The 20,313-nt window shown below is 65.8% G+C and carries 15 protein-coding genes and 1 pseudogene; 10 read left to right on the forward strand and 6 right to left on the reverse strand.

What is annotated here, in order from left to right; translation table 11 throughout:
• Positions 1–47: 47 nt before the first annotated feature.
• Together ROV95_RS18175 and ROV95_RS18180 are read left to right on the forward strand one after the other, a co-directional pair.
• Positions 48–3,503 (forward strand): annotated as a pseudogene (locus ROV95_RS18175) (efflux RND transporter permease subunit); the annotation flags it as partial.
• Positions 3,500–6,580, forward strand: a complete 3,081-nt coding sequence (locus ROV95_RS18180) for an efflux RND transporter permease subunit (protein WP_312545646.1) — start codon at positions 3,500–3,502, stop codon at positions 6,578–6,580. The pseudogene ROV95_RS18175 and the gene ROV95_RS18180, both read left to right, overlap by 4 nt.
• Before the next feature lie 223 nt (positions 6,581–6,803).
• On the opposite strand, the gene ROV95_RS18185 is transcribed toward ROV95_RS18180, so the two are convergent.
• The 6 genes from ROV95_RS18185 to ykgO all read right to left on the reverse strand — a co-directional run bounded on the left by ROV95_RS18185 (position 6,804) and on the right by ykgO (position 11,302).
• The gene (locus ROV95_RS18185; RefSeq protein ID WP_227854299.1) at positions 6,804–8,036 is read right to left on the reverse strand and encodes a TraB/GumN family protein; all 1,233 of its coding nucleotides are present in this window, start codon (positions 8,034–8,036) and stop codon (positions 6,804–6,806) included.
• Positions 8,029–8,559 (reverse strand): GNAT family N-acetyltransferase, encoded by a 531-nt coding sequence (locus ROV95_RS18190; protein WP_021204152.1) that lies wholly within the window; start codon positions 8,557–8,559, stop codon positions 8,029–8,031. The genes ROV95_RS18185 and ROV95_RS18190 overlap by 8 nt, the downstream gene beginning before the upstream one ends.
• 13 nt (positions 8,560–8,572) lie before the next feature.
• Positions 8,573–9,460 (reverse strand): carbon-nitrogen hydrolase, encoded by an 888-nt coding sequence (locus ROV95_RS18195; protein ID WP_312545649.1) that lies wholly within the window; start codon positions 9,458–9,460, stop codon positions 8,573–8,575.
• A 164-nt stretch (positions 9,461–9,624) separates the two neighbouring features.
• Entirely contained in the window at positions 9,625–10,662 is a 1,038-nt protein-coding gene (locus ROV95_RS18200) for an agmatine deiminase family protein (protein WP_312545651.1), read from the reverse strand.
• A 39-nt stretch (positions 10,663–10,701) separates the two neighbouring features.
• The gene (locus ROV95_RS18205; protein WP_005416228.1) at positions 10,702–11,031 is read right to left on the reverse strand and encodes a hypothetical protein; all 330 of its coding nucleotides are present in this window, start codon (positions 11,029–11,031) and stop codon (positions 10,702–10,704) included.
• 145 nt (positions 11,032–11,176) lie between these two features.
• On the reverse strand, positions 11,177–11,302 hold the full coding sequence (ykgO, locus tag ROV95_RS18210) for a type B 50S ribosomal protein L36 (protein WP_005409283.1): 126 nt from the start codon (positions 11,300–11,302) through the stop codon (positions 11,177–11,179).
• A gap of 197 nt (positions 11,303–11,499) precedes the next feature.
• Between ykgO and cmk the strand changes: the two genes are divergently transcribed.
• From cmk to galU, 8 genes are all read left to right on the forward strand, one after another.
• Positions 11,500–12,177, forward strand: coding sequence for a (d)CMP kinase (gene cmk / locus ROV95_RS18215; RefSeq protein ID WP_019661298.1), 678 nt, complete (start codon positions 11,500–11,502; stop codon positions 12,175–12,177).
• Between the two features lie 198 nt (positions 12,178–12,375).
• Entirely contained in the window at positions 12,376–14,061 is a 1,686-nt protein-coding gene (gene rpsA, locus ROV95_RS18220; protein ID WP_005416230.1) for a 30S ribosomal protein S1, read from the forward strand.
• 87 nt (positions 14,062–14,148) lie between these two features.
• Positions 14,149–14,454, forward strand: a complete 306-nt coding sequence (locus tag ROV95_RS18225; protein ID WP_005409286.1) for an integration host factor subunit beta — start codon at positions 14,149–14,151, stop codon at positions 14,452–14,454.
• A gap of 77 nt (positions 14,455–14,531) precedes the next feature.
• Positions 14,532–14,816, forward strand: a complete 285-nt coding sequence (locus ROV95_RS18230) for a LapA family protein (RefSeq protein WP_019661299.1) — start codon at positions 14,532–14,534, stop codon at positions 14,814–14,816.
• A gap of 6 nt (positions 14,817–14,822) precedes the next feature.
• Entirely contained in the window at positions 14,823–16,001 is a 1,179-nt protein-coding gene (lapB, locus tag ROV95_RS18235; protein ID WP_019661300.1) for a lipopolysaccharide assembly protein LapB, read from the forward strand.
• A 3-nt stretch (positions 16,002–16,004) separates the two neighbouring features.
• The gene (locus ROV95_RS18240) at positions 16,005–16,994 is read left to right on the forward strand and encodes a glycosyltransferase family 4 protein (protein WP_021204149.1); all 990 of its coding nucleotides are present in this window, start codon (positions 16,005–16,007) and stop codon (positions 16,992–16,994) included.
• Positions 16,995–16,997: 3 nt separating this feature from the next.
• Positions 16,998–18,911, forward strand: coding sequence for a nucleoside-diphosphate sugar epimerase/dehydratase (locus ROV95_RS18245; RefSeq protein ID WP_019661302.1), 1,914 nt, complete (start codon positions 16,998–17,000; stop codon positions 18,909–18,911).
• Complete coding sequence (gene galU, locus ROV95_RS18250; protein WP_134735392.1) at positions 18,908–19,786, forward strand: UTP--glucose-1-phosphate uridylyltransferase GalU; 879 nt, start codon at positions 18,908–18,910, stop codon at positions 19,784–19,786. The genes ROV95_RS18245 and galU overlap by 4 nt, the downstream gene beginning before the upstream one ends.
• The last annotated feature ends 527 nt before the right edge of the window (positions 19,787–20,313 follow it).

The raw sequence follows: 20,313 nt of genomic DNA on the forward strand, positions 1-20,313 counted from the left end.
ACCACGGTGCCTCGCCGGCGAGCGACGGCGCCGCCGCTGGCATGCGCGGCGGCCTGGTGGAATTCGCCACCCGCCGCCGCGTGACCATCGCCATGTGCACGGTCACCCTGCTGCTGTTCGGGCTGATCGCGCTGGGCAACCTCAAGGTCAACCTGCTGCCCGACCTGAGCTACCCGACGCTGACCGTGCGCACCGAGTACACCGGTGCGGCGCCGACCGAAATCGAAACCCTGATCACCCAGCCGGTCGAAGAAGCGGTGGGCGTGGTCAAGAACCTGCGCAAGCTGAAGTCGGTCTCGCGCACCGGCCAGAGCGATGTGGTGCTGGAGTTCGCCTGGGGCACCAACATGGACCAGGCCAGCCTGGAGGTGCGCGACAAGATGGAAGCGCTGAACCTGCCGCTGGAGGCCAAGGCCCCGGTACTGCTGCGGTTCAATCCATCCACCGAGCCGATCATGCGTCTGGTGCTGTCGAGCAAGGACGCGCCAGCCACCGATGCCGATGCGATCCGCGAGCTGACCGGCCTGCGCCGCTATGCCGATGAAGACCTGAAGAAGAAGCTGGAGCCGGTCACCGGCGTGGCAGCGGTCAAGGTCGGTGGCGGCCTCGAGGACGAGATCCAGGTCGACATCGACCAGCAGAAGCTGGCCCAGCTGAACCTGCCGATCGACACCGTCATCAAGCGCCTGAAGGACGAGAACATCAACATCTCCGGTGGCCGCCTGGAGGAGGGCTCGCAGCGCTTCCTGGTGCGTACCGTCAACCAGTTCGCCGACCTGGAGGAAATCCGCAACCTGCTGGTCACCACCCAGGGCTCGAACGGCAGCGCGGCCGACTCGGCGTTGCAGCAGATGTTCAACATCGCCGCGTCGACCGGGTCGGCGGCCGCCATCGCGGCGGCGTCGGCGGCACAGAGCGCATCGTCCGGTAGTGGCTCCAGCGTGGTCGCCAACGGCGTGCCGGTGCGCCTGAAGGACGTGGCCACCGTGCGCCAGGGCTACAAGGAGCGTGAAGCGGTGATCCGCTTGGGCGGCAAGGAATCGGTGGAACTGGCGATCTACAAGGAAGGCGACGCCAATACCGTGTCCACCGCCGAAGCGCTGCGCAAGCGCCTGGAGCAGATCAAGGGCACGTTCCCGTCCGATGTCGAAATGACCACCATCGAGGACCAGTCGCGCTTCATCGAGCACGCCATCGCCGACGTCAAGAAGGATGCGGTGATCGGTGGCCTGCTGGCGATCCTGATCATCTTCCTGTTCCTGCGCGATGGCTGGAGCACCTTCGTGATCAGCCTGTCGTTGCCGGTCTCGATCATCGCCACGTTCTTCTTCATGGGCCAGCTCGGCCTCAGCTTGAACGTGATGTCGCTGGGCGGCCTGGCGCTGGCCACCGGCCTGGTGGTGGACGACTCGATCGTGGTGCTGGAGAGCATTGCCAAGGCGCGCGAACGCGGCCTGGGTATCCTGCAGGCGGCCATCGTAGGTACCCGCGAAGTGAGCATGGCGGTGGTCGCCTCGACCCTGACCACCATCGCGGTGTTCCTGCCGCTGGTGTTCGTCGATGGCATCGCCGGCCAGCTGTTCCGCGACCAGGCACTGACCGTGGCGATCGCCATTGCGATCTCGCTGCTGGTGTCGATGACCCTGATCCCGATGCTGAGCTCGCTGAAGGGACGGCCGCCGCTGGCGTTCCCGGAAGAGGCACCGAACGAACCGTGGCAGCCGCAGAACCGTTGGCAGAAGCCGGTGGCGCTGGGTCGCCGTGGTGCCGTGGCGACCGCGCGCTGGAGCTTCTATGCACTGGCCTGGCTGGTCGTGCGGGCGTGGCGTGGCGTGGTGGCCGTGGTTGGCCCGGTGATGCGCAAGGCCAGCGATCTGGCGATGAAGCCCTATGCCGGTGCCGAGCGCGGCTACCTGCGCCTGCTGCCGAGCGCGCTGGCCCATCCGGGCAAGGTGCTGGGCGTGGCCACGATCATCTTCGTGGCGACCATGGCACTGGTGCCGATGCTCGGTGCCGACCTGATCCCGCAGCTGGCGCAGGACCGTTTCGAAATGACGGTGAAGCTGCCGGCCGGCACGCCGCTGAAGCAGACCGATGCGCTGGTGCGCGAGCTGCAGCTGGCCCACGGCAACGGCGAGGGCGTGGCCTCGCTGTATGGCGTCAGCGGCAGCGGCACCCGCCTGGATGCCAGCCCAACCGAGAGCGGCGAGAACATCGGCAAGCTGACCGTGGTGATGGAAGGCGGCGGCAACGCGCGTACCGAGGCGGACATCACCGAGCGCCTGCGTGACACCATGGGCCAGCATCCTGGTGCACAGGTCGACTTCGCGCGCCCGGCGTTGTTCAGCTTCTCCACGCCGCTGGAAATCGAGCTGCGTGGGCAGGACATGGCGACGCTGGAAGTGGCCGGCCAGCGCCTGGCGGCAATGCTGCGCGGCAACGCGCACTACGCCGACGTGAAGTCCACGGTTGAAGAGGGCTTCCCGGAAATCCAGATCCGCTTCGACCAGGAACGTGCCGGTGCGCTGGGCCTGACCACCCGCCAGATCGCCGACGTGGTGGTGAAGAAGGTGCGCGGCGACGTGGCGACCCGCTACAGCTTCCGCGACCGCAAGATCGACGTGCTGGTGCGTGCCCAGGAAGGCGACCGTGCCAGCGTGGAGAGCATCCGCCGGCTGATCGTCAATCCGGGCAGTACCCGTCCGGTGACGCTGGACGCGGTGGCCGACGTGGTCGCCACCACTGGTCCCAGCGAGATCCATCGCGCTGACCAGACCCGGGTGGCCGTCGTGTCGGCCAACCTGCGCGATATCGATCTGGGCGCGGCCATGCGCGAAGTGCAGCAGATGGTGGCCGAGCAGCCGCTGGGCGCGGGTGTCGGCCTGCACATCGGTGGCCAGGGTGAGGAGCTGGCGCAGGCGGCGAAGTCGCTGATCTTCGCCTTCGGCCTGGCCATCTTCCTGGTCTACCTGGTGATGGCCTCGCAGTTCGAATCGCTCCTGCACCCGTTCGTGATCCTGTTCACCATTCCGCTGGCGCTGGTCGGTGCCATCCTGGCGCTGGCACTGACCGGCAAGCCCATCTCGGTGGTGGTGTTCATCGGCCTGATCCTGCTGGTCGGGCTGGTCACCAAGAACGCGATCATCCTGATCGACAAGGTCAACCAGCTGCGCGAGGCCGGCGTGGCCAAGCACGAGGCCCTGGTGGAAGGGGCACGCTCGCGCCTGCGGCCGATCATCATGACCACCTTGTGCACGCTGTTCGGCTTCCTGCCGCTGGCGGTGGCGATGGGCGAGGGTGCCGAAGTGCGCGCGCCGATGGCGATCACCGTGATCGGTGGCCTGCTGGTGTCAACCCTGCTCACCCTGCTGGTGATCCCGGTGGTATACGACCTGATGGACCGCCGTGGTGACGCCTACTACCGCGAGCGTGGCCGCAAGCACGCCGGCGAGATCGAGCCGGGTGCAGCAGGCAGCGCGGCGGGCGCGGAGGAACCGGCATGAGTGTTGCCGAGTTCTCCATCCGCCGTCCGGTCACCACCATCATGTGTTTCGTGTCACTGGTGGTGATCGGCCTGATAGCCTCGTTCCGGCTGCCGCTGGAAGCGCTGCCGGACATCTCCGCGCCGTTCCTGTTCGTGCAGATTCCGTACACCGGTTCAACCCCGGAGGAAGTGGAGCGGACCATCATCCGCCCGGTGGAGGAATCGCTGGCGACGATGACCGGCATCAAGCGGATGCGCTCGTCGGCGACCTCCGAGGCGGCGCTGATCTTCATCGAGTTCAGCGACTGGGACCGGGACATCGCCATCGCCGCGTCCGATGCACGCGAGCGCATCGATGCGATCCGCAGCGACCTGCCCGATGACCTGCAGCGCTACAACGTGTTCAAGTGGTCCAGCAGCGACCAGCCGGTGCTGAAGGTGCGCCTGGCCAGCACCACCGACCTGACCACCGCTTACGACATGCTCGACCGCGAGTTCAAGCGGCGCATCGAGCGCATCCCCGGCGTGGCCCGCGTCGACATCACCGGCGCGCCGCCGAACGAGGTGGAGATCGCCATCGATCCGAACCGGCTCAACGCGCATGGGTTGAGCATCAACGAGCTGAGCGAGCGCCTGCGCACGCTGAACTTCTCGATCTCGGCCGGGCAGATCGACGACAACGGCCAGCGCGTGCGCGTGCAGCCGGTGGGCGAGATCACCGACCTGCAGGAAATGCGCGACCTGGTGATCAACGCCAAGGGCCTGCGCCTGGGCGATATCGCCGACGTGCGCCTGAAGCCGGCGCGGATGAACTACGGGCGCCGCCTGGACGGCAACCCGGCCGTCGGCCTGGACATCTTCAAGGAGCGCAGCGCCAACCTGGTGGAGGTGTCGCGCGCGGCGCTGGCTGAAGTCGAGTCGATCCGTGCCGAAGCATCGATGCGCGACGTGCAGATCAAGGTGATCGACAACCAGGGCAGGGCGGTGACCTCCTCGCTGCTGGAACTGGCCGAGGCCGGTGCGGTCGGCCTGATCCTGTCGATCACGGTGCTGTTCTTCTTCCTGCGCCATTGGCCGTCCACGCTGATGGTGACCCTGGCCATTCCGATCTGCTTCACCATCACCCTGGGTTTCATGTACTTCGTCGGGGTGACGCTGAACATCCTGACCATGATGGGCCTGCTGTTGGCGGTGGGCATGCTGGTCGACAACGCCGTGGTGGTGGTGGAGAGCATCTACCAGGAGCGCGAGCGCATGCGGGGACAGCCGCGCCTGGCCTCGATCATCGGCACCCGCAACGTGGCCATCGCGCTCAGCGCTGGCACCTTGTGCCACTGCATCGTGTTCGTGCCGAACCTGTTCGGCGAGACCAACAACATCAGCATCTTCATGGCGCAGATCGCGATCACCATCTCGGTCTCGCTGCTGGCCTCGTGGCTGGTCGCGGTCAGCCTGATCCCGATGCTGTCCGCGCGCATGGCCACGCCCAAGCTGGTGCACTCGCAGACCGGCCTGATCGCGCGGCTGCAGCGCCGCTACGCCAGGCTGCTGGACTGGTCGCTGCACCATCGCGGCTGGAGCCTGCTCGGCATCGTGCTGGTGGTGCTGGTCAGCCTGGTGCCGATGAAGCTGACCAAGGTCGACATGTTCGGCGGTGATGGCGGCAAGGACATCTTCATCGGCTACATGTGGAAGGGCGCCTATACCTATCGGCAGATGTCCGAGGAGGTGGCGCGCGTGGAGAACTGGATCGACGCCAACCGCGAGCGCCTGCACGTCAAGCAGGTGTACTCCTGGTACAGCGAGCAGGAAGGCAGCTCGACCGTGGTCACCCTGGACGAGAAGTACGCCAAGGACATCAAGGCGCTGCAGGAAGAGCTGCGCAAGGGCCTGCCGAAGTCGGCGCGTACCGACTACTTCGTCGGCAACCAGGGTGGCGACGGCGGTGGTGGCGGCAACCAGGGCGTGCAGGTGCAGCTGGTCGGCGACTCCAGTTCGATGCTGCAGGAGATCGGCCAGGAAGTGGTGCCGCTGCTGGCCCAGCGTGCCGAGCTGCGCGATGTGCGCATCGACAATGGTGAGAAGGGCGGTGAGCTGAAGGTGCGCGTCGACCGCGAGCGTGCCGCCGCATTCGGCTTCAATGCCGAGCAGGTCGCCAGCTTCGTCGGCCTGGCCCTGCGCGGTGCGCCGATGCGCGAGTTCCGCCGCGGCGACAATGAAGTACCGGTATGGGTGCGCTTCGCTGGCGCCGAGCAGAGCAGCCCGGAAGACCTGGCCGGCTTCAGCGTGCGCACCGGCGACGGTCGCAGCGTGCCACTGCTGAGCCTGGTCACCGTTGACGTCGGTTCATCGGCGACCCAGATCGGTCGCACCAACCGCCAGACGACGCTGACCATCAAGGCCAACCTGGCCGAGAAGGTCACCGCACCGGATGGCCGCAAGGCGATGGAATCGGTGCTCAAGCCGATGAACTTCCCGGCCGGCTATGGCTTCACCTTCGATGGCGGCGACTACGGCAACGACGACGAAGCGATGCAGCAGATGGTGTTCAACCTGCTGATCGCGCTGGTGATGATCTACGTGGTGATGGCGGCGGTGTTCGAGTCGCTGCTTTTCCCGGCGGCGATCATGAGTGGCGTGCTGTTCTCGATCTTCGGTGTGTTCTGGCTGTTCTGGATCACCGGTACCTCGTTCGGGATCATGTCCTTCATCGGCATCCTGGTGCTGATGGGCGTGGTGGTGAACAACGGCATCGTGATGATCGAGCACATCAACAACCTGCGGCGCGGCGGCATGGGACGCACGCAGGCGCTGGTTGAGGGCTCACGCGAGCGATTGCGCCCGATCATGATGACGATGGGCACGGCGATCCTGGCGATGGTGCCGATCTCGCTGACCAATACGCAGATGTTCGGCAATGGTCCGGAGTACGCGCCGATGGCGCGCGCGATTGCCGGGGGCCTGGCGTTCTCGACCGTGGTCAGCCTGCTGTTCCTGCCGACGATCTACGCGGTGCTGGATGACCTGCGCAATGCCGTGACGCGGCTGATCCGCCGCGCGCGCGGCCTGGAGGTCGTGGCGGGTACCCCGGTGTAGTGGTCGAGCTTGCTCGACCGTAATGCGCGACAACGTGTTGTGGTGTGGGGGAGGCCGGTCGTAGTGGGGCGGCCTCCCCCTTTTTTCTGCTCGCCGCGTCTGTTTGTCTCTGTAGAGCCGAGCCCATGCTCGGCTGCTGTTCGCCGCGTTGCCGCGTCGCCGAGTCACCGCGTCGCCCGAGCGTGGGCTCGTGCGCTACAGATTCTGTGGCCGGTTGAGGGGTTTACCCCGCCACCTTGCCCCACACCTTGAACGTGGTCAGCCACAGGCCGAGCATGCTGCCGATGTTGGTCAGCATGAACGTCAGCACCACGCGGGTAACGCGATTGCGGTACCAGCCCTTCAGGCTCTGCGCATCGTCGCGCAGCTTCAGGAAGTCCTCGTAGGCTGGCTTGCGTACACGCGCTTCCACCAGTGCCGAGAATGCGCCGGTCGGGATGCTCAGGCGGAACGGCTTGAACGGGGCCACCGCGATCGCGGTGAGGATGCTCAGCGGGTGACCGCCTGCCAGCAGGCAGCCCAGGCCCGCCAAGCCGCCGGTAAACATCGCCCAGGTCGCCAGCAGTTCGGTACCCACGCCCAGCCCGCCGCGGTAGAAGCCCACGCCGATGCCGGTCGCCACGATGGCCAGGATGCCCAGCGTGAACCACGGAATGTTGCGCTTCTTCGGTACCGCCTCCAGCTCGGCGCGCAGCGGTGCCGGTGCCTCGGTGTCGGTTTCCAGGTAACGCGCCAGGCCTGCCAGATGACCCGCACCGACAACCGCCAGCACTTCACGCTGCTGCGGGTCGTGTTCCTCGCGCAGGCGCGTGGCCATGTAGCGGTCGCGCTCGCCGATGATGGTCTCGTACAGTGCCGGGCTCTCGCTGGCGAACTCGCCAAAGCTCGACTCGAGCATGTCGCCCTGCTTGAGCTTCTCGATCTCGTTCTCGCCCACTTCTTCCGACGAGAACAGGCCCGCGCCCAGCCCGGCAACCAGCTTCAGCTTGCCGAAGAAGCCCAGCCGTTGCGACGCACGACGGAAGGTCAGGCCGACCTCGCGGTCGATCAGGTGCACCGGCAGGTTGCGCTCGCGGGCCAGCTCCACCGCGCGCTTCAGCTCGGCACCGGGCTCGATGTCGAGCTGTTCGGCCAGACGGCGCTGGTAGGCGGACAGGGCCAGGTTGGCGGCGAACAGGGCGACGCGGCCCTTGCGGATCACCTCGACCAGGTCGAGCTTGGCCAGCGTATCCGGGTCGCTCAGCGCCTGCAGGCGCTGCGGGTCCAGTTCAACGGCAACGGCATCGAAGCGGCCGCTGTCGATGGCTTTCTCCACTGCTTCGACGCTGGCGCGTGAAACGTGGGCGGTGCCCAGCAGGGTGTAGCGCACGCCGTCGCGTTCGACGACGCGCACCGGCTGGCCGGCGAACAGATCGTCGCCGGTCTCGGGAAGGGTTTCGGTCATGGGTTCATTCATTGAAAGGTGCGGTTTCGGCGCCATCGCCGAGCGCGCGCTGCATCTGCACGGTGTCCAGCCAGCGGCCATGCTTGCGGCCGAGGCCACGGAACACGCCCACCAGCTCGAAGCCGAAGCGTTCGTGCAGCTTGATCGAGGCGGTGTTGGTCGGTTCGCCGATCACGGCCACCATCTGCCGGTAGCCACGCGCCACGCAGGCATCGATCAGGGCCTGCAGCAGGCTGGTGCCGACGCCCTTGCCCTGGAACGCGGCATCGACGTAGACCGAGTTCTCCACGGTCCACTGGTAGGCAATGCGGGTGCGGTAGGTGTTGGCGTAGGCGTAGCCGGCCACCTGGCCGTCGATTTCGGCGACCAGGTAGGGAAAGCCGCGATCGACAATGTCGCGCATGCGGCGCAGCATCTCGGTCGCGTCCGGAATGTCGTACTCGTAGGTGTTGACGAAGTCGGTCACTTCCACCGCATAGATCGCGGTGATCGCGTCGATGTCGGCCGGGCCGGCATCACGGATGAGGACGGCCATGCGCGGCTCCGGCTCAGTCGATGTAGCGCTTGAGCAGGTCACCGTACGCGTCGATGCGACGGTCGCGCAGGAACGGCCAGATGCGGCGCACGTGCTCGCTGCGCTGCAGGTCGACATCGCACAGCAGCACGGTGGCGTCCGTGCCGGCCTCGGCCAGGAACTCGCCCTGTGGGCCGAGCACGTGGCTGTTGCCCCAGAACTGGATGCCCGAGGCACCCAGCGGCGAGGCTTCGTGGCCGACGCGGTTGCAGCTCAGCACCGGCAGGCCGTTGGCCACGGCATGGCCGCGGTGGCTCAGCACCCAGGCGTCACGCTGGCGGGTCTTCTCGTCCTGCACGTCGTCCGGGTCCCAGCCGATCGCGGTCGGGTACAGCAGCAGCTCGGCACCGGCCAGCGCCATCAGGCGCGCCGCTTCCGGGTACCACTGGTCCCAGCACACCAGCACGCCAAGGCGACCCACCGAGGTATCGATCGGCTTGAAGCCGATGTCGCCCGGGGTGAAGTAGAACTTCTCGTAGAAGCCCGGGTCGTCCGGGATGTGCATCTTGCGGTACTTGCCGAGCAAGGTGCCGTCCTTTTCGAACACCACCGCAGTGTTGTGGTACAGGCCGGCGGCGCGGCGCTCGAACAGCGAGCCGACCAGCACCACGCCATGCTGCTTCGCCAGCGCGCCCAGACGCTCGGTGCTCGGTCCGGGAATCGGCTCGGCCAGGTCGAACTCGTCCACCGACTCGTGCTGGCAGAAGTACGGACCGTTGTGCAGTTCCTGCAGCAGCACCAGCTTGGCACCCTGCGCAGCCGCCTCGGCCACGCGTGCTTCGATCACCGCCAGGTTGGCGGCGGCGTCACCGTGGTTGCGCTCCTGGATCAGGGCGACGGTAATGGGGCTGCGCGAGTTCATGCGGGGCGTTCCTGCGGGAGAAAACCTGCATGTTAGCGCGGATGGGCGGCCGCAGCGTGTTGCGCGCTGAATGGCGTCCGCACACGGTAGCGCCGGGCCATGCCCGGCGGATTTTCAGGTCGTCGCTGCGCTCGCCGGGCTTGGCCCGGCGCTACCGGTCCGGCTTATGCCTTCAACAGCCCTTCCGGCAGCTGCATGGTGATGCAGTGCAGGCTGCCGTTCTGCCAGATCAGCGAGCGGCAGGGCACCTGCACGATCTCGCGGCCCGGATGGGCCTGGGCCAGCACGTCGCGGGCCAGGTCATCAGCCGGATCGCCGTAGGCCGGCATCAGCACCGCGCCGTTGATGATCAGGTAATTGGCGTACGACGCCGCCAGGCGGCGGCCTTCGTCGATCACCGGCTGTGCCCACGGCAGCGGGAACAGGCGGTACGGCTTCCCATCCTTGGTACGCAGCGCGGCCAGTTCGTTGCCCATCGCCTGCAGTTCGGCGTAGTGCGAGTCGCTCGCGTCGTCGCAGGCCTGGTAGACGATGCTGTCAGGCGAGGCGAAACGGGCCAGGGTGTCGATGTGGGCGTCGGTGTCGTCGCCTTCCAGGTAGCCGTGGTCCAGCCACAGCACGCGGTCCTGCTGCAGCCAGTTGGCCAGGTCGGCGCTCAGGCTTGCACGGTCGCGGTCCGGGTGGCGCTCGTGCAGGCACTTCCAGGTGGTCAACAGGGTGCCTTCGCCATCGGTCTCGATGCCGCCGCCTTCCAGCGCGAACGGGATGCTGCGCACCGGCGCGTCGTTGAACACGCCGGCCTGGTCCAGCACGCCCACCAGCTGGTCATCCAGGGTGGCGTCGAACTTGCCGCCCCAGCCGGTGAAGCGGAAATCCAGCAGCTGGAAACCGCCGTCGGCACGGCGCAGGGTGATCGGGCCGGAGTCACGCAGCCAGGTATCGTCGTAGGCCGCCGTGGTGAAGTGGACCTTGTCCATGTCGATGCGGTTGGAGCGCAGCCGCATCTCGGCGTAGGTCTCCACATCGTCGTCGGCCACGCAGATCAACACCGGCTGGAAGCGGGTGATGGCCGCGACCAGGGCGATGTAGGTCTCTTCCACCTGGCCCAGGCGGTCAGCCCAGTCGGTATCGGCGGTGGGCCAGGCAATCAGGACGCCGCTCTGGGCTTCCCACTCGGCAGGAAAACGAAGGGTCGGGTTCATGGTCTCGCTACACAGGCCCGCCCACGGCGGGTAAGGGGATCAGCGGATCGGCGGTTTCGGGCCGATTTCGTTCGGGTCCGCCTGGTTGGCCACCACGTCGATCACCTTCTGCTTCTCGAAGTAGACGGTGAACTGCGGGTACACCCAGCGGTTGATGGTCGGCCATTGCCGCTTCTGCCCGCCACGCGGCTGCAGCTGCTCGCTCGGCGCGCCGAACTGCGCCTGCACCTGCTGCATGCTCTGGCCGCGCACGGGCAGGGCACCGGCCGGCTTCTCGCGGGCGCGGTCGACAAGCAGGGTATCGGCCAGCGCCGGCGTGGCGGCGGCCAGGGTGGCCATCACGGCCAGGGCGGACAGGTAACGCTTCATCTCGATCTACTCCCCAGTGGTCAAGAAAGGCGATTACAGCAAAAACGGCAGGAAAAAGCCGCATAAACAAAAAACCGCCCGAAGGCGGTTTCTTGCATCGGGTCGGCCCCGCGTAGGGCCAGCCGCAGCCGGAAGGCTGTGAGGCTTAGCGCTGACGCGCCTTGAAACGCGGGTTCGACTTGCAGATGACGAAGATCTTGCCGCGACGACGGACGACCTTGCAGTCGCGGTGACGGGCCTTCGCCGACTTCAGGGAGGACAGGACTTTCATGGCATACCTCGGCGTAAACAGTAGTTGTTCGGGTGGAGCGTGGCCGCGATATGCGAAAGACAATCGGCAGTTGACGCTCGTTCAAGCCCGCCATTCTACCGGGCTTTTCCTCGTGGTTTCAAGTGGTTGCACAAAAGACCCCGCTGGGGGCGTCTGGCAGGGGCTAGAATGACCCCTTCACACGCTCTGGGACCCCCATGAATCCACTCGCTCCCGTCCTGACCATCGACGGCCCATCCGGGGCCGGCAAGGGTACCATCAGCCGCATCATCGCGCGCCGCATGGGCTGGCATTACCTGGATTCGGGTGCGCTGTACCGGGCGGTGGGCGTGGCCGCAAGCTGGGCCGACATCGACACCTCCGACGCCTCGGCGCTGGTGCGCTGCACCTTCGATACCCATGTTCAGTTTGTCGAGCAGGGCGATGCCATGCGGGTCATGGTCAACGGCACCGATGCCACCGACGAGCTGCGCCTGGAGACCACCGGCGCCCTGGCCTCTGCCATCGCCGCCATCCCCGAGGTCCGGGCCGCCCTGAAGGAGCGGCAGCGCGCATTCAGGGAGCTGCCGGGCCTGGTCGCCGACGGCCGCGACATGGGCACGGTGATCTTCCCGGATGCCCCCCACAAGGTCTTCCTGACCGCCAGCGCCGAGGAGCGCGCCGAGCGCCGGCATAAGCAGTTGAAAGACAAGGGGGTTTCTGTTAACTTTGATGACCTCCTGCGCGAGATCATGGCCCGCGACGCCCGTGATGCCCAGCGTACCGTGGCGCCCCTGAAGCCGGCAGACGATGCTGTCCTCATCGACACCACAGGCATCGGCATCGATGATGTCGTTGCCCGAGTGATGGATCTGCTTCCGGTTCCGGCTGCCTGATCCGTTCGCGCGGGAGCACTGCCAGCCGCATCGGCAGTGGTCGCGCAAAGCAGTGCTGTACCCGCTCCGTCGCGCACTGATGCGTGGCGGTTTTCCTACTACACACGACCTGCGTTTCCGGGGTCGACCAACAGGCGGGCGGTCGCCATTCCCCTGAAGGGGACGCCACCGACCCATGTGTCCAACAGAGTAAATCTAATGACCGAATCATTTGCCGAACTGTTTGAAGCCAGCCAGGCCAACCTGGCCAAGCTGAAGCCGGGCGCCATCGTCAGCGGTACCGTTGTTGAAGTCCGCGGCGACGTCGTGGTGATCAACGCTGGCCTGAAGTCCGAAGGCATCGTGCCGATCGAACAGTTCCGTAACGACGCTGGCGAAATCGACGTCGCCGAAGGCGACATCGTCAAGGTCGCCCTCGACTCGATCGAGAACGGCTTCGGCGAAACCGTCCTGTCGCGCGAGAAGGCCAAGCGCGCGATGGTGTGGGACGAGCTGGAAGAAGCGTTGGAAAAGAACGAAACCATCACCGGCCGCATCAGCGGCAAGGTCAAGGGTGGTTTCACCGTGGACATCAAGGATGTCCGCGCCTTCCTGCCGGGTTCCCTGGTCGATGTGCGCCCGGTGCGCGATCCGGCCTACCTGGAAGGCAAGGAGCTCGAGTTCAAGCTCATCAAGCTGGACCGCAAGCGTAACAACGTCGTGGTCTCGCGCCGCGCTGTCGTCGAAAGCGAGCACTCGGAAGAGCGCGAGCAGCTGATGGACAAGCTGCAGGAAGGCGCGATCCTGAAGGGTGTCGTCAAGAACCTGACCGATTACGGCGCGTTCGTGGACCTGGGCGGTATCGACGGCCTGCTGCACATCACCGACATGGCGTGGAAGCGCGTGCGTCACCCGTCGGAAGTCGTGAACGTCGGCGACGAGCTGGACGTTCGCGTGCTGAAGTTCGACCGCGAGCGCAACCGCGTTTCGCTGGGCCTGAAGCAGCTGGGCGAGGATCCGTGGGACAACATCGGCCGTCGTTACCCGGCCAACAGCCGCGTCTTCGGCAAGGTCTCCAACGTCACCGATTACGGTGCGTTCGTTGAGATCGAGCCGGGCGTCGAAGGCCTGGTGCACGTCTCGGAGATGGATTGGACCAACAAGAACGTCAACCCGTCCAAGGTTGTGCAGGTTGGTGATGAAGTCGAAGTGATGGTGCTGGACGTCGATGAAGAGCGTCGCCGCATCTCGCTGGGCATGAAGCAGGTTGCCGCCAACCCGTGGGAAACCTTCGCTGCCACCCACAAGAAGGGTGACAAGGTGTCGGGCCAGATCAAGTCGATCACCGACTTCGGCATCTTCATCGGCCTGGACGGCGGCATCGACGGCCTGGTCCACCTGTCCGACATCAGCTGGAACACCACCGGCGAAGACGTCGTTCGCAACTTCAAGAAGGGCGATACCCTGGACGCCGTCGTCCTGGCTGTCGATCCGGAGCGCGAGCGCATCTCCCTGGGCGTGAAGCAGCTGGAGCAGGATCCGTTCGGCCAGTACATGGCTGCCAATCCGAAGGGCTCCAAGGTCGAAGGCGTGGTGAAGGAAGTCGACGCCAAGGGCGCGATCATCGAGCTGGCTGACGGCATCGAAGGTTACGTCTCGGCCCGCGACATCGCCAACGAGCGCGTTGACGACGCCACCCAGCACCTGAAGGTCGGCGACAAGGTCGAAGCCAAGTTCGTGGGCATGGACCGCAAGGGCCGTACCCTGCAGCTGTCGATCAAGGCCAAGGACGACGCGGAAATGCGCGAAGTGCTGGAGGAATACCAGTCCTCTTCGGCTTCCAGCGGCACCACCCAGCTGGGCGCACTGCTGCGTGCACAGCTGAACGGCAACAAGTCCGAGTAATCGGCCTTAGGCTGTTCGTTGTTTCCTGGACGGCCCGGGCCTTGCCCGGGCCGTTTCAGGCTGAGATACCCCTGATGTGAGCCGGTAATGACCAAATCCGAACTGATCGAAATCCTTGCGCGCCGCCAGGCGCACCTGAAGGCCGATGATGTCGATCTGGCGGTGAAGTCGTTGCTGGAAATGATGGGCGGATCGCTGTCCGCCGGGGATCGCATCGAAATTCGTGGTTTTGGCAGCTTCTCGCTGCACTATCGGCCGCCGCGCCTGGGTCGCAACCCGAAGACCGGCGAGTCGGTTGCCCTGCCGGGCAAGCACGTCCCACATTTCAAGCCGGGCAAGGAACTGCGCGAGCGTGTCAGCAGTGTGCTGCCGCTGGACGCCGATCCGGCCTGAGCCTCCCGTCGCGCCACCGCGTGCGAATCCAGCCGCGAGTCGGATAAGCTACGGACTCCTGCCACTGGAGCTGTCGCATGAAGGTTTTTCGTCTGCTGGTCCTGCTGGCGGTACTCATTGTTGGGTTGATCATCGGTGCCATGAACATGGACGAGATGACCATCAACCTGCTGTTCACCCAGCTCAAGACCTCGGTCGGCGTGGCCATCATTGCCGCGTTGCTGATCGGCGTCATCGTTGGTGCTGGCCTGGTGCTGGTGAGCGTGGTCATTCCGCTCTACAGCCAGCTGCGCCGCGCCAACAAGTCCGCTGCCGCCACGCCGGCACCGGTTGCCTCCCCTCAATCTTTTGATGGACGCTGATCGAAGATGGATTTCGTCACCGAGTGGTTCTGGTTCTTCCTGTTCGTTCCGCTGGCCGCACTGGCCGGGTGGGTGATCGGACGGCGTGGTGGTCAACGCCACGGTGACAACCAGGTCAGCCGCCTGTCCAGCACCTACTTCCGTGGCCTGAACTACCTGCTCAACGAGCAGCCGGACAAGGCCATCGAGCTGTTCCTGCACATCGCCGAGCTGGACAAGGAAACCTTCGAGACCCAGGTCGCGCTGGGCCACCTGTTCCGCCGCCGCGGCGAAGTCGATCGCGCCATCCGCCTGCACCAGGGCCTGGTCAACAGGCACGACCTCAGCGATGCGCAACGCGTGCAGGCGCTGCTGGCGCTGGGCGAGGACTACATGAAGTCCGGCCTGCTGGACCGTGCCGAGACCGTGTTCACCGAACTGGCGCAGCTGGACCAGCGTGCCCCGCAGGCACTCAAGCACCTGATCGGCATCTACCAGGCCGAGCGTGACTGGGAAAAGGCGATCGACAACGCGACCCGTTTCGAGGACGTCACCGGCGAGCCGATGGGCAAGCTGATCGGGCAGTTCGAGTGCGAACTGGCCGAACGCTTCCGCGGTGCCGGCAAGCTGGAAGAGGCGAGGGCGGCGATCGCCCGGGCCTACCAGGCCGATGCGATGTCGGTGCGTGCCGGCATCATCGAAGGGCGCCTGGAAACTGACGCGGGCAATCCGGAAGCGGCCGTACGCGCGTTCGAGCGTGCTGCGCGCAATGATCCGGAGTACCTGCCGGAGCTGCTGCCGGCGCTGATGCAGAACTACCGCAAGGTGGGTGATCTGGCAGGCGCGCGCGCTTTCCTGTCGGAGATGACCGAGCATTACCGTGGCATTGCCCCGGTGCTGGCGCTGACCCGCCTGATGGAAGAGCAGGAGGGCGTGGCCCCGGCCCGTGCCTACCTGGGCCGCCAGCTCAAGGACCGCCCGTCGGTGCGTGGCGAGTCCGCGCTGATCGACCTGACCCTTGCTGAAGGCGCTGATTCCACGGCGACCCTGCACGACCTCAAGCACATCACCGACCAGTTGCTGGTACGCAACCCGGCCTATCGCTGCACCCGCTGTGGTTTCGGGGCGCGCACCCATCACTGGCAGTGCCCGAGCTGCAAGGAGTGGGGTACGGTCAAGCCGCTGTTGAATTACGCGGTGCTCTGATCCATGCCGTGGCTCGTGATGGGCGCGCTGCTGGGCCTGGCCCTGCTGAGTGCGGCACTGACCTGGGCAGCGCGGGGCTATGCGCTGCGCCGGCAACTGTTTGACCAGCCGGGCGAGCGCCGCAGTCACAGCGTAGCGACCCCTCGAGGTGGCGGCATCGCCATCGTCATCAGCCTGCTGGTGACCGCCGGTGTTGCCATGTGGGCCTGGCCCGCAGCGCTTCCGAGCCTGCTCGTGGCCGCCCTTGGCCTGGCGCTGGTGGCGGGTATCGGCTGGTGGGATGACCATCGGCCGCTTCCGGCCATGCGCCGCCTGATGGTGCATTTCATCGCCGCCGCGCTGCTGGCCGCGCTGGTCAGGGTGCATGGTGGCAGCTGGCTGCTGGCCGTGTTGGTCCTGCTGTTCACTGCCTCTCTGATCAACATCTGGAATTTCATGGATGGGATCAACGGCATCGCGGCCAGCCAGGCCGTTGTGGTGGCCCTGGGGCTGGCGCCGTTGCTGCCCTGGCCGTACTCGCTGGCGGCCATCGCGTTGGGCCTGGCGTGCCTGGGCTTCCTGCCGTTCAACTTCCCACGGGCCCGGATCTTCATGGGCGATGTCGGAAGTGGCGCGCTGGGTTATGCGGTTGCGGCGGTGCTGGCACTGGCCAGTGTCAAGACCGACATCAACTGGATACTGCTGCTTGTGTCGGCATCGCCGTTTCTTGTGGACGCGGGCTTCACACTGCTGGCGCGCATCATTTCAGGACAACGCTGGATGGAACCCCATACCCAGCATGTCTACCAGCGCGCGGTGCAGGCAGGAGCCAGTCACGCCCGGGTAACAGGGATGTACTTTGCTTTGGGCCTGTTCAGTATTACAGTGCTTAATGTCTGCTCCAACTTGCAGCCGAGGTGGGAGGCTGCCGTGGCGATCGCGTGGTTCATTGCGCTGAGCGTCCTCTGGCTCCTCCTGCGCAATGGATTGCGCCACCGAAAAGGAAATACCTGACTTATGGCTTCACCCTGGCGGGACAGAATCCTCGGCCTGATGCCGCGTTCGGCCATCGTCTGCCACGACCTGTTCATGGTCTGGGCATGCTGGCAGCTGCTGCATGCAGGGCGGTACTCGATCCTGGCCAACGCCCCCGAGCTCCCTCTCTGGAACGTCGACACCACGCTAGTGCTGCTGCTGCAGGGCCTGGTGTTCTGGCGCGTGGGCCTCTATCGGGGGCTGTGGCGCTTCGCCAGCGTCAGCGACCTGCTGAACATCTTCAAGGCCAGCTTCATCGGCATGGTGGCCATCGTGCTGGTGCTGATGTGGAAGCGCTTCGATGGCGTGCCGATGTCGGTGCTGGTGATCTATCCGTTCGCGCTGTCGGCGCTGCTGGGCGCGCCGCGCCTGCTGTACCGGGCCTGGAAGGACTACCAGGCGCTGCAGTCGGACTCATCCGCGCGTCGCGTGCTGATCCTGGGTGCCGGCCAGGCCGCCGAGACCCTGGTCCGTGACCTGCGCCGTTCAGGCAATTTCGAGCCGGTCGGCCTGCTGGACGATGCGCCGCACCTGCGCGGTGCCAAGCTGCAGGGCCTGCCGATCCTCGGCACCCTGGACGATGCGCCGACCGTGGTCCGTGAGACGGCGGCCAAGCTGCTGGTGATCGCCATCCCCTCGCTGGACGCCGCAGGCATGCAGCGGATCGTGGCCATCTGCGAAAGCACCGGCGTGCCGTTCCGCACCGTGCCCAAGCTCAGCGACATCCTGCAGGGCCAGTCGCTGCCGGGGCAGTTGAAGGAAGTGGCGATCGAGGATCTGCTCGGCCGCAAGCCGATCATGCCGGACTGGAACCTGATCCGTGGCTGGTTGGGCGGGCGTACGGTGATGGTCACCGGCGCTGGCGGCTCGATCGGCTCCGAGCTGTGCCGCCAGTGCGCGCGTCACGGTGCCGGTCGCATCATCCTGCTCGAGATCAGCGAGCTGCTGTTGCTGACCATCGAGGGTGAGCTGCGACGCAGCTTCCCGGACGTCGAGGTTGAAGCAGTGCTGGGCGATTGCGGCGACCCGGCGGTGATCCGCCATGCGCTGTCGCTGCATCCCGTCGACACCGCCTTCCATGCCGCCGCCTACAAGCATGTACCGGTGCTGGAGCGGCAGCTGCGCGAGGCGGTGCGCAACAACATCCTGGCCACAGAGAACGTGGCCCGCGCCTGCCTGGAAGCGCGCGTCGAGCACTTCGTGTTCATTTCCACCGACAAGGCCGTCGACCCGGTCAATGCGCTGGGCGCCAGCAAGCGCTATGCGGAAATGATCTGCCAGAGCCTGGACCAGAAGTCCACGCATACCCGTTTCGTCACGGTGCGCTTCGGCAACGTGCTGGCCTCGGCCGGCAGCGTGGTGCCACTGTTCCGCGAACAGATCCTGCGGGGTGGGCCGGTGACCGTCACCGACCCGGAAGTCAGCCGCTACTTCATGACCATCCCGGAGGCCTGCCAGCTGATCCTGCAGGCCGCCGCCTCGGCGTCGCACGGTGCGATCTATACCCTCGACATGGGCGAGCCGGTGCCGATCCGCGTACTGGCCGAGCAGATGATCCGCCTGGCCGGCAAGCAGCCGTACAAGGACATTCCGATCATCTACACCGGGCTGCGTCCGGGCGAGAAGCTGCACGAGACGCTGTTCTATTCGGACGAGGACTATCGTTCCACCGCGCACCCGAAGATTCTCGAGGCCGGTGTGCGCGCGTTCTCACGTGACCTGGTGCTGGGCAATGTTCCGCGCCTGCGCGATGCCGTGGCTGGTTACGACACCACCAGCATCCAGGAGATCCTGTTCGCGACAATGCCGGAGTTCTCGCCAATCGAACAGGATGCTTACATTTCATCCGCTAAAGTCGTGCCCTTTCCGGCACGTGAGGCCAACAGGCACCAATGAGCAAGCGAATTCGCAAGGCAGTTTTTCCAGTGGCAGGGCTCGGGACGCGCTTCTTGCCGGCAACCAAGACGGTTCCGAAGGAAATGTTGCCGATCATTGATCGTCCGCTGATCCAGTACGCGGTCGATGAGGCAATCGAAGCTGGTTGCGACACGCTGGTGTTCATCACCAACCGCTACAAGCATGCCGTGGCCGACTACTTCGACAAGGCTTACGAGCTGGAGCAGAAGCTCGAGCGCGCCGGCAAGCAGGAACAGCTGGAGATGATCCGCCACGTGCTTCCCAACGGCGTGCGTGCGATCTTTGTGACCCAGGCCGAGGCCCTGGGCCTGGGCCATGCGGTGCTGTGTGCAAAGGCCGTGATCGGTGACGAGCCGTTTGCAGTGCTGCTGCCGGACGACCTGATCTGGAACCGCGGCGACGGCGCGCTGAAGCAGATGGCCGATCTGAACGAAGCCAGTGGCGCCAGCGTCATCGCCGTTGAAGATGTGCCGCACGACAAGACCGCCAGCTATGGCATCGTCGCAACCGAGGCCTTCGATGGCCGCAAGGGGCGCATTTCGCAGATCGTGGAGAAGCCGAAGCCGGAGGACGCGCCGAGCGACCTGGCCGTGGTCGGCCGCTACGTGCTGAGCCCGAAGATCTTCGAGCTGCTGGAAAATACCGGCAGCGGCGCCGGCGGTGAGATCCAGCTGACCGACGCGATCGCGCAGCTGCTGAAGACCGAAGAGGTCGATGCCTATCGTTTCGAGGGCACGCGCTTCGACTGCGGCACGCACCTGGGGCTGGTCGAAGCGACGATCCGTTTCGCGCTGGACAACCCGAAGCTGGCCGGCCCGGCGCGGGAGAAGCTGACGGCGATGTTGGCGGAATAAGGTTTATCAAGCGCTCCGTCAGCGCCTTGATTGATACGTGATGGGCGGGACGGGTGGGCCTTTGCAGGACACGCCGTAAACCCGTCCATGGGGGCTCGGTCGCCGCATCCATGCGGCGAACGGTCCTGCAAAGGCCCGCCCGCCCCGCCTGTCAGGTTTCCTGCTGGCGCGGACGGGAAGGGCGGAATCAAGGGCAAGAGCAAAAGCAAAAAGGCAGCCGATGGCTGCCTTTTTTGTTTCCGCGAGCGTCGAGTCGGGGTCGGATCCCTTTGCGCAGCAAAGGGCTCTGACCCCAGACTTTGACCCTGCCTTTGCTCACCCCTCCGCCGCGCGGAATGTTGGGTGGCGCGGGTGGGTGAGGCTGACCGGGACTGTCAGCGGCATGGGCCAGGCGCATGCGCATGGCGGGTTGGGCAGGACGCCCAACCCCGGCCTTGCTGCGTGCGCAGGATTGCGCACGCTAGCAAGCCGCTGCCAAGCCCCCAGGGACGGGTTTACGGCGTGTCCCGGGCAGCCTCACCCACCCG

Source organism: Stenotrophomonas maltophilia group sp. msm1 (assembly GCF_032025805.1).
Taxonomy (GTDB): Bacteria; Pseudomonadota; Gammaproteobacteria; order Xanthomonadales; family Xanthomonadaceae; genus Stenotrophomonas; species Stenotrophomonas hibiscicola.